The 12,377-nt window shown below is 56.2% G+C and carries 14 protein-coding genes; 5 read left to right on the plus strand and 9 right to left on the minus strand.

Annotation, left to right across the window (positions count from 1 at the left end; all coding sequences use genetic code 11):
• Positions 1-63: 63 nt before the first annotated feature.
• The 5 genes from purH to J4G78_RS09635 form a co-directional block, all read right to left on the minus strand.
• The gene (gene purH, locus J4G78_RS09615) at positions 64-1,656 is read right to left on the minus strand and encodes a bifunctional phosphoribosylaminoimidazolecarboxamide formyltransferase/IMP cyclohydrolase (protein WP_207986381.1); all 1,593 of its coding nucleotides are present in this window, start codon (positions 1,654-1,656) and stop codon (positions 64-66) included.
• A 9-nt stretch (positions 1,657-1,665) separates the two neighbouring features.
• Positions 1,666-3,456 carry a heparinase II/III family protein gene (locus J4G78_RS09620; RefSeq protein WP_207986382.1) on the minus strand — a complete coding sequence of 597 codons (1,791 nt, stop codon included), beginning with the start codon at positions 3,454-3,456 and terminating at the stop codon, positions 1,666-1,668.
• A complete protein-coding gene (rpe, locus tag J4G78_RS09625; RefSeq protein WP_207986383.1) occupies positions 3,453-4,115 on the minus strand; it encodes a ribulose-phosphate 3-epimerase in 663 nt (220 codons plus the stop codon). The genes J4G78_RS09620 and rpe overlap by 4 nt, the downstream gene beginning before the upstream one ends.
• A 118-nt stretch (positions 4,116-4,233) precedes the next feature.
• Positions 4,234-5,538 carry an RsmB/NOP family class I SAM-dependent RNA methyltransferase gene (locus J4G78_RS09630; RefSeq protein WP_207990586.1) on the minus strand — a complete coding sequence of 435 codons (1,305 nt, stop codon included), beginning with the start codon at positions 5,536-5,538 and terminating at the stop codon, positions 4,234-4,236.
• A gap of 102 nt (positions 5,539-5,640) precedes the next feature.
• Positions 5,641-6,546 (minus strand): M48 family metalloprotease, encoded by a 906-nt coding sequence (locus J4G78_RS09635; protein ID WP_207986384.1) that lies wholly within the window; start codon positions 6,544-6,546, stop codon positions 5,641-5,643.
• 189 nt (positions 6,547-6,735) lie between these two features.
• Between J4G78_RS09635 and J4G78_RS18400 the strand changes: the two genes are divergently transcribed.
• Together J4G78_RS18400 and J4G78_RS09645 are read left to right on the plus strand one after the other, a co-directional pair.
• Positions 6,736-6,840 carry a DUF1674 domain-containing protein gene (locus tag J4G78_RS18400; RefSeq protein WP_375140332.1) on the plus strand — a complete coding sequence of 35 codons (105 nt, stop codon included), beginning with the start codon at positions 6,736-6,738 and terminating at the stop codon, positions 6,838-6,840.
• Between the two features lie 24 nt (positions 6,841-6,864).
• Positions 6,865-7,194 carry a hypothetical protein gene (locus tag J4G78_RS09645; RefSeq protein WP_207986385.1) on the plus strand — a complete coding sequence of 110 codons (330 nt, stop codon included), beginning with the start codon at positions 6,865-6,867 and terminating at the stop codon, positions 7,192-7,194.
• A gap of 62 nt (positions 7,195-7,256) precedes the next feature.
• On the opposite strand, the gene J4G78_RS09650 is transcribed toward J4G78_RS09645, so the two are convergent.
• From J4G78_RS09650 to J4G78_RS09660, 3 genes are all read right to left on the minus strand, one after another.
• The gene (locus tag J4G78_RS09650) at positions 7,257-7,604 is read right to left on the minus strand and encodes a nuclear transport factor 2 family protein (protein WP_207986386.1); all 348 of its coding nucleotides are present in this window, start codon (positions 7,602-7,604) and stop codon (positions 7,257-7,259) included.
• 77 nt (positions 7,605-7,681) lie between these two features.
• Positions 7,682-8,668: a subclass B3 metallo-beta-lactamase gene (gene bla, locus J4G78_RS09655; RefSeq protein ID WP_207986387.1), complete on the minus strand. Its 987-nt coding sequence runs from the start codon at positions 8,666-8,668 to the stop codon at positions 7,682-7,684.
• 50 nt (positions 8,669-8,718) lie between these two features.
• The gene (locus J4G78_RS09660; protein WP_207986388.1) at positions 8,719-9,480 is read right to left on the minus strand and encodes a helix-turn-helix domain-containing protein; all 762 of its coding nucleotides are present in this window, start codon (positions 9,478-9,480) and stop codon (positions 8,719-8,721) included.
• A gap of 128 nt (positions 9,481-9,608) precedes the next feature.
• On the opposite strand from J4G78_RS09660, the gene J4G78_RS09665 reads away from it, so the two are divergent.
• A complete protein-coding gene (locus J4G78_RS09665) occupies positions 9,609-10,028 on the plus strand; it encodes a hypothetical protein (RefSeq protein WP_207986389.1) in 420 nt (139 codons plus the stop codon).
• Between the two features lie 27 nt (positions 10,029-10,055).
• Entirely contained in the window at positions 10,056-10,436 is a 381-nt protein-coding gene (locus tag J4G78_RS09670; protein ID WP_207986390.1) for a hypothetical protein, read from the plus strand.
• A 10-nt stretch (positions 10,437-10,446) separates the two neighbouring features.
• Here the strand turns inward: J4G78_RS09670 and J4G78_RS09675 are convergent, their stop codons facing one another.
• Positions 10,447-11,430, minus strand: a complete 984-nt coding sequence (locus J4G78_RS09675; RefSeq protein ID WP_207986391.1) for an SDR family oxidoreductase — start codon at positions 11,428-11,430, stop codon at positions 10,447-10,449.
• A gap of 100 nt (positions 11,431-11,530) precedes the next feature.
• On the opposite strand from J4G78_RS09675, the gene J4G78_RS09680 reads away from it, so the two are divergent.
• Complete coding sequence (locus J4G78_RS09680; protein ID WP_207986392.1) at positions 11,531-12,355, plus strand: TauD/TfdA dioxygenase family protein; 825 nt, start codon at positions 11,531-11,533, stop codon at positions 12,353-12,355.
• The last annotated feature ends 22 nt before the right edge of the window (positions 12,356-12,377 follow it).

A 12,377-nucleotide genomic window follows, 5' to 3' on the forward strand; every position in this document is an offset into this window, starting at 1 on the left:
CTGTCTGGAATCAATTGTCCGCAATTTCTCAGCTCCCCTTCTGCCCCCCGGAGGACTTCGACATCAATGCCGGAAATGCCGCATCCCGGTAAACAGCATCGCCAGACCAGCCTCGTCTGCCGCCGCGATAACCTCGTCATCGCGGATCGATCCGCCGGGTTGGATCACCGCCGTCGCGCCCGCTTCCACCGCTGCCATTAAGCCATCGGCGAAGGGGAAGAACGCATCGGAAGCCACGGCTGACCCGATGGTCCGCGCTTCGCTCCAGCCTGCTTTCTCCGCCGCATCCTTGGCTTTCCACGCCGCAATCCGAGCGGATTCGAGCCGGTTCATCTGCCCCGCGCCAACGCCAGCAGTGGAGCCGCCTTTGGCATAGACAATCGCGTTGGATTTCACATGTTTCGCGACCGTCCAGGCGAACAGGCAATCCGTCATTTCCTGTGCGCTGGGCTGGCGCTTGGTTACACATTTGAGATCATCTTCCGCGATCTGGCCATTGTCGCGCGATTGCAGCAGATAGCCGCCCGCGATAGACTTCACGCCCATGCCGGGCCGTGCGGGATCGGGCAGGTGGCCGGTGAGGAGCAACCGCAAATTCTTCTTCTTCGCGAATATGGCACGCGCATCGGCGTCGGCATCGGGCGCGCAGACGACTTCGGTGAAGATGCCGGTCATTGCTTCGGCTGCCACGCCGTCCAGGGGCCGGTTCACCGCGATAATCCCGCCAAAGGCCGATACGCTATCGCACGCGAGAGCGGCTTTATATGCTTCCAAAATGCTGTCACCGCTGGCGACGCCGCAGGGATTGGCATGTTTGACAATTACCACCGTTGGCGGGCCATCGCGAAACTCGCTGACCAGTTCCAGCGCGGCATCGGCGTCGTTATAATTATTATAGCTCAGCGCTTTGCCCTGCAATTGTTCGGCCTGCGCTATGCCACTCGCAGAAGACCCATCCGGCAGATAGAGCGCGGCGCTTTGATGCGGGTTTTCACCATAGCGCAACTCAGTCGGCTGGCTCATCGTCAGCGGCAGGGTTGGCGGGAACATCTGCTGCTGATCGGCAAAGCTGAACCATTGCGCGATCATGCTGTCATAGCTAGCGGTCGCGGCAAAGGCTTTGGCCGCCATTTTCTTGCGGAAGTCCAGGCTGGTCGCACCACCACTTTCCTTCAGTTCAGCGAGCAATGTGTCGTAATCTGACGGGTCGGTGACGATAGTGACGAAATCATGGTTCTTCGCCGCGCTGCGCACCATGCTGGGGCCGCCAATATCGATATTTTCGATGATCTCGTCACGCGCCGCGCCTTTCGCGACCGTCTGGGCAAAGGGATAGAGATTGACAATGACCAGGTCGATTCCGGCAATGTCATGTTCTTCCATCGACGCGATATGCCCCGCATCATCGCGCCGCGCCAGCAGGCCGCCATGCACTTTGGGGTGGAGTGTTTTCACCCTGCCATCCATCATCTCGGGGAAGTGCGTCACATCAGAAATATCGGCAACCTCCAGCCCGGCATCGCGCAGTGCCTTGGCCGTTCCGCCAGTGGAGATCAAGGCGACGCCCATGGCCGCCAGCTCTTTGCCGAGTTCCGCCAAACCGCTTTTGTCGGACACTGAAAGCAGGGCCCGTTTGATACTAATATTCTCGGTCATGATCGTTTCTTATCCCATATGTTTGAGCAGCCAGCCGGTCGCTCCGCCGCCGCTGCCCACTGTATCCGTTATTACCATCTGCATCACGCTATGGGGAATACCCATGCCGTCAACCCAGACGCTGTCCTCCAGAATAATTTCCCCACCGGTTGAACGGAACTGCCATAAATTCCCGTCCTTCAGGCGCAGCAACACCCCTTTGCCATCTGATATCAGGTCGCTTTCAATATCAGGGCCGAGGTGAAAACGCAGTGCATATTCAACGTCTTTTTTCTTGCGCCGCCGCTTTTTGCCGTCGGGGATCAGCATATCCTCGCCGCGCAGCTCCAGTCCATCAGACCGCATTAGCAACAAACGCTTGTGGACCAGCCCAAAGCGTTTGGCATAGCCGTCATGGCTAGCCTCCAGCCGCGTCGCATTTTCGACATCGCGGCGGAATAGCTCAACCTCGTTGACACCGCGACCAAGCTTACCATCGGGCAGGATCGAGGTGCTGTTGCTATTATCGATACACAAGGTGCTGTGGGCTGCGGTGGTCCGCAATCCGCGGGCGAGTGATGCCGGAATGGTCGCGCCAACCAATCCCGCACCGCCGCAATTGCCGATAATCCGGTTATCACCGTTGGACATCTCAAACGCTAGTGTCGACGCACAACCGGCCACTGCCATGCGCGCGATTGGCGGCGGAGCCGCATCGAGAATCAACACGGAGCGTCCGGAAGACACGCGTTGATAGCCCCAGTCCCGCGCTTGGCGCAGCGGACGGGCGCGGATCCCGCTAGCCTCAATGACTTGCTCCACTTGTTTGACCGACGTCGCACCGCCGCCCTGCCAATTGCCCATGCTGCCATCGAAATGCGTCAGGCCGGTGAGCGGCGGCACGGCTTGGGCCAGCGCATTTTCCAAAAATTCGGGCGCATCTTCGTCACGCGCCAGATAGACTTGCTTGAGCATCGACAGAAGGATGACGGCGTCCATCTGGTTGAGCGGGGAGCGCGAAACCGATCCGCCATCGGCATAGAAAAATTCGCCCATTGCCTTTTCGAGTCCCGCTTCGCCAACAATCCGGCGCACACGGCCTTCCGGAATCAGTAACGACGCCGCCACCACACCGCTCCATGCGACCAACCGGCCAAGACTGGACGTGGCCTTGTCCGCGGTGCGGTCGAGATGCCGTGCCGTCCGGGCGATATTATTGAGGACTTTGGAGCGATAAATCAGATCGCTGGATGAGAGGATCAAAGGTGCGTGGCTTGCCCAGATGAGCAGGCGCCAGCCACAATTGTCGGGGCGCCATGCTGGCTGCCGGACCTTCTTGCCATTGGCATCAAGCCATGCTTCCATAAGCTTTTCAGCGACGGGTAAAGCCTGATCACGCGATGCGGCGGTATCGAGGTCCCGCAGCCATTCAAAACGATGAACATAGTCTTCAAAGGCTGGCGGCAGTTTTAGTTCGGCAAAGTCAATGCCCTCCAGCTTCTTTTTGAGCCCGCGAAACAGGAAATGTCCCGCGCGAACAGCGGTTCCCTGAACCCGGTCGCCGTCCACCGGATCAACTGGCACCGCTAACAAACGCAAGGGCAACTTGCCGGACAGACGCAACCGGTGGAGCGGCATCCGCCAAGTCATCCGGTAATAGAGCAATGCGGTTTGTTCAGCGAGCGATTGCCCGCGATCACCGTCCGCGCGAAGGGTTAAGCTGCGCCCTTCCGGCGCCTCACTTTCCTCGCCGCTATAGCGATTGACGCCGACACCCGGATCATCAGCCGGATCATCAGTTTCGGGCCGGTCTGCGCTCATCCACCCCTCAAGGCCGTGATGTTGGTGGCATAGTGATCGGGTCCGCCCTTGAAGGTTGCTGTGCCCGCAACCAGCGTATCGGCCCCTGCGGCAATGGCTCGCGGTGCCGTATTGCGGTCAATCCCGCCATCGACCTCCAGCCGGATATCCTTGCCAGTCGTATCAATGCGCTTGCGGATCGCTTCAATTTTACGCAGCTGCGTGTCGATAAAGCTCTGCCCGCCAAAACCGGGATTGACACTCATCACCAGAATCAGATCAAGATCGTCGATCAGATAATCCAGTGTGTCCAAAGACGTTGCGGGATTGAGTACCAGCCCGGCCTGTTTGCCAAGCGAATGGATGGTCTGCACCGTGCGATGCGGATGGGCACCGGCTTCGGGATGAAAAGAGATGATATCCGCACCCGCTTCCGCAAAATCCTCTAGATATTGATCCACAGGAGAAATCATCAAATGTACGTCAAATGGCTTGGCGCTATGCGGGCGCAGGGCTTTGACGACGGCGGGGCCGATGGTGATATTGGGCACAAAATGGCCATCCATGACATCGACATGCACCCAGTCGCAGCCGGCCTCATCAATCGCGCGCACCTCTTCGCCGAGCCGCGCAAAATCGGCGGACAGGATGGAGGGTGCAATACGAACAGGACTGGTCATGACGGTTCCTTTACGATCCTGCGTCTAGGATTTTTGTTTTCCGCCTGCAAGGCGCGATTCGGTAGTAAACCCAATGGCCTGTGGACAATTTGGGGACAGGCTGAATTTTATCGCTACGTCAGCCTTTTCGTTGCAGTTTCGCGATGAAAAAGCCGTCAACATGCCCCTTTCTAGCCAACATATTTGGCAGGGTCCGTACACAGCCATTTTCGGTCGGGCTCATGCCTTCGGGAAGCATGGCATCCGTTGCCGGAATTATTTCAAACTCTGCATGGCTTTCAAGAAATTGCTCGATTTGTTCTTCGCCCTCTTCCGGCTCCAGCGAACAGACGGCATAAACCAGCACGCCGCCGGGTTTGACCCATGGCGCGATCCGGTTGAGCAGCGCTTTTTGGACTTCCGTGCGCTCCGCAATCTGCCGCGATCCGATGCAATGCAGGACATCGGGATGCCGGCGAAAAACACCAGTCGCACTGCACGGCGCGTCGAGCAGAATAGCATCGGCTGGTTCAGACGGCTGCCACTTCATCAGGTCGGCAATGACAATATCCGCATCCAGTTTGGTCCGTCCGAGATTATCCTTGAACCGCTCCATCCGCTTTTCACTATTATCGACTGAGATCGCGTTCCAACCAGCGGCGGCGAGTTGCATCGTTTTGCCGCCCGGCGCCGCGCAAAGGTCGAGCACGGTTTTGCCTTCGCCCTCGCCCAGCAAACGGGCCGGTAAGGAGGCGGCGAAATCCTGTACCCAGAAGGCACCGTCATCAAAGCCCGGTAGTTCAGTGACAGAAAGGCCCGACGTCATACGCAGATGCTTTGATGAGAGCCTCTCGCCCTCTAGCTCCCCCATATCGTCGGACTTGAAACTGAGATCAAGCGGCGGCGGTTTGGCCCACGCTTGACTGGCGGCAATAGCAACGTCTTTGCCCCAGCGATCAGTCCAACGGTCAAGCGTTTCACCGGGCAATTCGGGATATTCGGGCAAGGCGAGCTTACCCGATTCCACACCGCGCATCACGGTGGAAAAGACCCCGTGCACCAGCCGTCGCGGCCCGCCATGGACCAGCGGCAAAGCCGTCGCAATCGCGGCATGTTGAGGCGTCTCCAATACCAAAACCTGCACCAGTGCAATGCGCAGCGCCATCCGCGCTTTGGCATCATCGGGAAGGCGTTTCCTAGTCGCGCTGTCGATCATCGCATCGAGCGCCGTCATCCAGCGCAATGCATTGGCAGCGATATTATGTGCTAGCGAACGATCTGAGGGATTGCTGAGCTTGGCGGTCGCCACGGGCAGCGCCTGATCAATCGTTTCTCCGCGGCGACACACCGCATCAAGCAGCCGTAAAGCTGCGGTACGCGATGCCAGACCGGGGGTGTTCTTATCGTTCGAAATATTCTTGTTCCTGCGCAGGCAGGAACCCATCTCCGGCCGTATCAAGATCATGGTACGGGAGATGGGCTCCCGCCTTTGCGGGAGCACTTGCGCTATTTATGCGAAGGAATCAATCCCGCTTGGGTTTCAGTGTCACCGTGTTGGATCAAGTGCACTGCGGCGCCCTTGCGAGCGCCTCATATCGCCAATCTCATCAGCATTATCTGACCAGCCGTCCGATCCACCGCCACCGCCGTGAGCCATATCCTGTAGCGCTGCGATGCGATCTTCCGTGGCAGGGTGAGTCGAGAACATCTGTTTTACGCCAGAAGGCACGATATATAGCTGCGCCGCCGCTGGATTGCGCTGGGCCACCGGATTGGCAATACGCTGCGCTTGCCCCGAAATCTTGTGGAGCGCAGAGGCCAGTGCCATTGGTTTGCCACTAATCTCTGCGGCCGCTTTGTCCGCGCCATATTCGCGGGTTCGGCTGATCGCCATCTGCACGATCATCGCTGCGAAAGGCGCGATAAACACCGCCAAGATACCGGCTATGCCGCGATTATCACGGAAGAAAAGTCCGAAATTGGCGAGCATTGATACCGCACCGGCGATGGTCGCGACCATTGTCATAATAAGCGTATCACGGTTTTTCACATGACCAAGTTCATGCGCCATAACCCCCTCAATCTCGTCATAGCTCAACATATTGAGCAAACCCGTCGTCGCGGCGACTGCCGAATTTTCGGGATCACGGCCGGTAGCAAAAGCATTGGGTTGCGGCTGATCAACGATGTAGACTTTTGGCATCGGCAATTGCGCGCGCTGCGCAAGGCGCTGCACCATTGTGTAGAATTCGGGATGGCTGCTCGCATCAACCTCAACCGCCTTGTGCATCTTCAGGACGATTTTATCGGCATTCCAGTAAGTAAACAGGTTCATCCCCGCCGCAACCAGCAACGCCAATATCGCCCCGCGCGGTCCGCCGAGTGAGAATCCCATCACCATGAATAATGCGGTAAGGGCCGCCAATAACATCGTGGTTTTCAGAAAACTCATGCTTCTACTCGCTTGATTATGCCTATTTCTTCCCCAATATAGGTGGTGAGGCGGGCTTTTTCAAATATGCAGGAAATAGAAAAACATGACAAACAGCGATAGAAAAGCCCCTGAAGCCGCGACAACCAGAAAGCCCGGACAACGGCCTGATCATATTTCGCCACCGGCACATCTTTCCAAAAACCCCCGGTGCCCCAGCCTGATCCGCTCGACAAAGCTGACGAAATTCTGGAAAAAGACGGCCCCACACGTTACGGAGATTGGGAACATAAGGGCTTGGCGATTGATTTTTAGAGTCTCGCATGAGGGGAAATAGAGATGACCGTCAGCGTAGAAATCGCCGTCCTAATCGGTGCCATAGTCGGCGCAATAGCATCACTCTCGACGGTTTTCCTCACCCATTGGCTTTCCAAGCGGCGCGAATATCGGCTTGATGACAAACGCAAAGAGCGGCTGATCCTGTTGTTGCGTGGCGAAAAATATAAGTGGCGCAATATCGAGACATTATCGTCTGCCGTCGGCGCAGATATTATCAAGACCAAGGAATTGCTACTCGAAATAGATGCGCGGCAAAGCCTGTCGAACAACAGCAGCTGGGGACTGATTTCGCGTAACCCCTTTCCGGAGGATATCCAACCGAAGGAGTAAGGTCGAGGCGCTTTGGCTACACCGTTTGTGGTGGGACAAACTGAAAAGGATCGGGGCGGCGCTTACTCTTCCGGCACCGCATAAAAATCGCGATAGGAAATCAGCTGACCGTTTGCGACCTTGTACAGGCCCACGCCTTCAATATCACCTTCGGGCCGTTTCCACAGCCAGCGCGACCATGCGACATGCTCATCGCCCGCTATTTCGAGCACCTCAAAATGCATTTTCTTGTCAGCCAGTTCCTTGGTCAGACCGGCGAGCAGTTGCTTGATCGCGGGCTTCCCTTCAACTCGGCCAATGGCGGGATCTTCGAACACGGCGTCATCAGCAAATAGCGGACTCAATTTCGTATAATCATGATCATTCTGTATTTCCCAGAACGTTTCGATCACCTGTTTCGCGCTTGTCATCCAGCCTCCTTTACAAGCTTTTATCGCATGAGACTAAGCGCCGCATCCGCTGGCTCGCAAGTCTTCTTTTGACTAGGTCATGATCCGGCCGCAGCGGTTTGCTTCTTCAACGCGTCTTTAAACCAACCTTCGACACGCGTGATGAACCGGCCGAAAGCCTGATCGTCAACAAAAGCCAGTGGATCGCCTGCCTGTTGCTGTGTGCGCCTTTTCTTCAGACCGAAAAACCCTGGATGATTGGCGAGAAACACATCGGGTTGCCAGTCGCGGGTCTTATTAAATGTGCTGCGATAATCATCCACTATGCCGTCATATTGCGGCGGATCCACCAACCGGTTCGCGGCCACAGTGGCAGAACAGAAAACCAGCACGTCATAGCTTTTACCACCCTGCACCACATCCAGTGTCCAAGACGTACAGCCGCGGGTGTGACCTGGCGTGATATGAGCGGTCAGCGTTACGCCACCATGGCTTACCGTCTCCCCATCGGCAATGATCCGATCCACTTTGACCGGCGGCGCAAACAAGAATTCCTCATCTTCCGACCCCAGATAGAAGCCGCCTTCCAAAGCTGAGCGATCCCCTTCGCTGGCAATCAACTGCGCACCGCTCATGGCCTTCAGATCAGCCAACCCGCCGGAATGATCCAGGTGGGCATGGCTGTTGAGCAGGATTTTTATGTCTTTCGGATCATAGCCGAGCTTTGTGATCGCATCGGCTACCATGGGACCTTGATCAGGCATGCCGCCATCGATGACAATATGCCCGGCTGCCGTCGGTATGAAAAACATACCAAGGCCTTCGGTACCGACATAATGGATGCCCGCGCCTTGCTCACCAATCAGTTGAAACGGCTCGACCGCGGTATACCAACTTGGATTATCTGCGCGCCATTTGGCTAGATTTTCGGCGGTAACTCTGTTTTCCGCAATAGGCCGGGTCGGGTTTTCCGAAATGGGTCGGGTCGGGCTGGATGGTTCATTCGATGTTTCGGCGATGTCGGGGCTGGGCGCGCAAGCTGCAAGCGACAATAATGGCAGGGACAAAAAACGCATCGTCATCATATTCACAAACTCCAATCCCCGACGAACCCGGTGCAGTCAAATGGCAGCTGCTACCTTTCGAAAAACTGAATGGTTTCATCATCCATCGGGAACATCAGTTCGATGCGCGTTTCGCCAGCCTGCGTATCCTGCACCGAACCAAATTGCGCTATGGTTGAAAAGAGTGACAGGCGGTTTTCACCCACGCGCAATATAGTAGGAATCACGGCCTGATTAAGATTGATGGACCCAAGATCGACATTTTTGACCCGGTCCAGATCGGCAACACGTTGCATCAACGCAGACAGCTTTTCGTCGCCGCCCAGCTCCAATATCTCGGTGCGCAGCCGAGCCAGCGAGAGCATCGCCACTTCATCCCAGTTCTCAATGAGCTCCATCTCGGCACTTCTGATAAGGATATCCATCATGTTAATCGTTTCCCCTGGATCAGCGAACGCCAATAGCATCTCTGCCCCCTTGTTGGAGCGCACCACATTCCAGTGCCGGTCAACCGCTATGCCGGGATAGGGATCATGGTGATCGAGCATGGTCGCAATCGCCTGATGCACCGGAGCGAGTTCGGGTGCATCCTCGGGGAGGCTGGGATAAATCGCTGCAAACCCGGCCGCATGTAGCGCCTGATTGGCCGTCGGGCGCGGCAGCTGTAACGCTTCGGAAAGCCGCAGCACCATCGCGCGGCTGGGATTGGAACGACCGGATTCCAGGAAGCTAAGATGGCGTGCTGACATATCGGCTTCGAGAGAAAGGTCCAGCTGGCTGAACCGGCGGACCTTACGCCATTCCTTCAATATGCTGCCAAATTCCGTCTGCATTATCGGCTCCTCTGAATAATATTATCGCATCATGGCAGCGCAGCACAAGCGGCGCACTTACCCGTGAGGTAATTGTTTTCGTTATTGCAATCGGGTTTCATGATCGCGAACGAAAAAGGAGATAGACTATGTCACCCAAAGCAGCAGCCAATTTCATGCGCTTCGTTGCGATCGTGTCCCTGTTATCCGCCCTGATATTTGCGCTGGGCGCCATTGGCGATCCAACCGGCATTTTAAGTCAGTTTCTTGCTATCATCATTCCTGGTTCCGACGGCGTTGGCGGCATCGCTACGCCGGAGGCCAAAGTCGGCCTTGCCATTGCCGGCGGGCTCTTTGCCGGTTTCATGGTCATGCTCTTGCTGGTCACCGCACCAGCGATTGAGCAAAGCAATGCGGCCATCAAACGCGCGAGCATCTATGCCCTCTTGGCGTGGTTTATCGTCGACAGTAGTGCATCAATTGCCGGCGGCGTTCCCCTGAACGCGCTATCAAACAGCATCTTACTGATACTCTATCTGCTGCCGCTAGTTTGGGTCAAAGCACCTTAAACCGCTGCGATTTAAGAGGAGGCTAACATGTCCAGAGGCTATTTCTTCACCTTCGCTCTAATTGGTGCTATATTATGGTTTATCGCCGCAATGATAATCCAGCTCTTCCCCGAGATGTTTAGCGGCGGCACCACGGGAATGATCTTGTTTCTGGTTTCGATCCCGGGCACTTGGGTTACCGTCTATCTATTGATGAAAGTAACGGGCCTACCGCGTGACCATCTTTTTTCGGCAACCTGTGTAGGCGTGGTTACCGCGATGTTTCTCGATGGTTTTGCGATCACCTGGGTACCGCAGCTTTACGGCGGAACCGGCGATCACCTTGCCAATGGCGCAGCATGGCTGTTGTTCGGTGTTGCATTATTCATGACCAGCGCCGCTCTAATCGGACGCCAAAAGGCCAGTTAATGCCTTTCAACTAGCGCTCGTTTACATCCTTGACCCACGGTCCAAAGGGTGAGCCGCCCAGCATCGCCACCTGCGTCTTTGCGCTAACCTCGTTGATCGCCATTTGCGGTTTACCGCCGGGATGAACGGGGAGGCGCAGAGGCCTTTTGCCCGGCGCCATAGCCATGACGGCGGCCATCGCGCGCGGCACGTCCATTGGGTCGGTTGATCCACCGCCGTCACGCAGAGCGCCCGAAACCAATTCGGGATAGGCTGCCTTGCGTTCATCCTCTGCTCGTTCCAACATTGGTGCAGTCAACTTGTTGCCATTATCCCAGATTTCGGTCGGAAAACCGCCTGGCTGCACCACTGTTACATCAATCCCATGCGGCACAAGCTCATAAGCCATTTGCTCGCTCATCGATTCCAGCGCAAATTTGGTCGAGGAATAAAGCCCCATGCCCGGCACCATCACTCGTCCGAGCTGCGACGACACATTCATGATGGTGCCAGCCTTTTTCGCCCGCATCGCTGGCAGGGCTGCGCGGGCCACGCGCTGTGGTCCCATAACATTGGTGTCGAACAACAGCTGCATGGCTTCCATGTCCTGTAGTTCCACCGGCGCGCCCGTGCCGATACCGGCATTGTTGATAACAACGTCCAGTGCACCGCCGTTCAGCCGCTCTGCCTCCGCCACAGCCTTGGTGACCGATTCATCGGAAAGCACATCCAGTTCGAGCACTGTCAGATCGGTGCCATCCTTGGCCTCCGCCGATAATTTGTCCGCTTCCGGACGTGGCATGTTGCGCATTGTCGCAAAAACCTTCGCGCCGCGTTCAGCATAGTGGAGAGCGCCCAGATAGCCAAAGCCGGAGGAGCAGCCCGTAATCAAAACCGCTTTGCCTGAAAGGTCAGCATCGCCCTGTGCAGCGACGGATTGACAAGCTGTCAAAGCAACACCGGTTGCGGCTCCGGCGGCGAGCATCTGGCGCCGGTTCATTTTGATATCGGTCATCGGGGCTTCTCCTTATCTGAATTAACCATCCCAATATCACAAAAATAGGTTATATATCCATTGCATAATAAGAACGCACAACAAGAACCGGGGGAGAACTATGCAGATATCCAAGGCAAGCGAGGCCGTGGGCGCGATCGTCGAGGATGTCGATCTGACATCGTTGAGTGACGACCAGTTTTCCAAAATTCGGCAGACGTTTTTCGAGTCCGGCGCGCTGTTTTTCCGCGATCAGAAACTCTCTCCGGAAGACCACATCATCTTTGCCGAGCGCTGGAACGACATAGATATCAACCGCTTTTTCACATCGGTTGAAGGCTATCCGCAAATTGCCAAGGTCTTGAAAGAACCCGATCAGGACGTGAATATTGGCGGCGGCTGGCACACCGATCATAGCTATGACGAAATACCTGCGATGGGCTCCATCCTCTATGCGCTGGAAATCCCGCCAAGCGGCGGCGATACCCTGTTCGCGGGCATGCACGCGGCTTATGAGGCGCTGGACGACGCGATGAAGACGCGGCTCGAAGGCCTGAAAGCCCGGCATGGCAACGCCCATATTTTCGGCAAGGACAGCGCTTATCAAAAGAAATTTGGCGGGCGTTTCGGTAATACCGAATCCGCTGTGCAAGAGGCGATCCATCCGGTCGTGCTCAGTCATCCGGAAACCGGCGCCAAGGGGCTCTACGTCAATCCCGGTTTCACGCTCAATATCGTTGATATGGCGGAAGAAGAAAGCAAGGCGCTATTAGCCGAACTCTACGCCCACATCTCCCAGCCCGAGTTTCATTTCCGCCTGCAATGGGAAGAGGGCATGCTCGCCATGTGGGACAATCGCTCAACCTGGCATTATGCGCTAAACGATTATCAGGGCCATCGGCGCTATCTCAACCGGATTACGGTGGCGGGCGTGCCGTTGCATTGAGCTATTATCTAATGCGGTCTGT

Source organism: Parasphingorhabdus cellanae, from assembly GCF_017498565.1.
Taxonomy (GTDB): domain Bacteria; phylum Pseudomonadota; class Alphaproteobacteria; order Sphingomonadales; family Sphingomonadaceae; genus Parasphingorhabdus; species Parasphingorhabdus cellanae.

What these genes read in the sequence shown, in the direction of transcription:
- purH (WP_207986381.1), bottom strand. Translation starts at nt 1,656, where the DNA reads ATGACCGAGAATATTAGTATCAAACGGGCCCTGCTTTCAGTGTCCGAC.
- J4G78_RS09620 (WP_207986382.1), bottom strand. Translation starts at nt 3,456, where the DNA reads ATGAGCGCAGACCGGCCCGAAACTGATGATCCGGCTGATGATCCGGGT.
- rpe (WP_207986383.1), bottom strand. Translation starts at nt 4,115, where the DNA reads ATGACCAGTCCTGTTCGTATTGCACCCTCCATCCTGTCCGCCGATTTT.
- J4G78_RS09630 (WP_207990586.1), bottom strand. Translation starts at nt 5,538, where the DNA reads ATGGGTTCCTGCCTGCGCAGGAACAAGAATATTTCGAACGATAAGAAC.
- J4G78_RS09635 (WP_207986384.1), bottom strand. Translation starts at nt 6,546, where the DNA reads ATGAGTTTTCTGAAAACCACGATGTTATTGGCGGCCCTTACCGCATTA.
- J4G78_RS09645 (WP_207986385.1), top strand. Translation starts at nt 6,865, where the DNA reads ATGACCGTCAGCGTAGAAATCGCCGTCCTAATCGGTGCCATAGTCGGC.
- J4G78_RS09650 (WP_207986386.1), bottom strand. Translation starts at nt 7,604, where the DNA reads ATGACAAGCGCGAAACAGGTGATCGAAACGTTCTGGGAAATACAGAAT.
- bla (WP_207986387.1), bottom strand. Translation starts at nt 8,668, where the DNA reads ATGATGACGATGCGTTTTTTGTCCCTGCCATTATTGTCGCTTGCAGCT.
- J4G78_RS09660 (WP_207986388.1), bottom strand. Translation starts at nt 9,480, where the DNA reads ATGCAGACGGAATTTGGCAGCATATTGAAGGAATGGCGTAAGGTCCGC.
- J4G78_RS09665 (WP_207986389.1), top strand. Translation starts at nt 9,609, where the DNA reads ATGTCACCCAAAGCAGCAGCCAATTTCATGCGCTTCGTTGCGATCGTG.
- J4G78_RS09670 (WP_207986390.1), top strand. Translation starts at nt 10,056, where the DNA reads ATGTCCAGAGGCTATTTCTTCACCTTCGCTCTAATTGGTGCTATATTA.
- J4G78_RS09675 (WP_207986391.1), bottom strand. Translation starts at nt 11,430, where the DNA reads ATGACCGATATCAAAATGAACCGGCGCCAGATGCTCGCCGCCGGAGCC.
- J4G78_RS09680 (WP_207986392.1), top strand. Translation starts at nt 11,531, where the DNA reads ATGCAGATATCCAAGGCAAGCGAGGCCGTGGGCGCGATCGTCGAGGAT.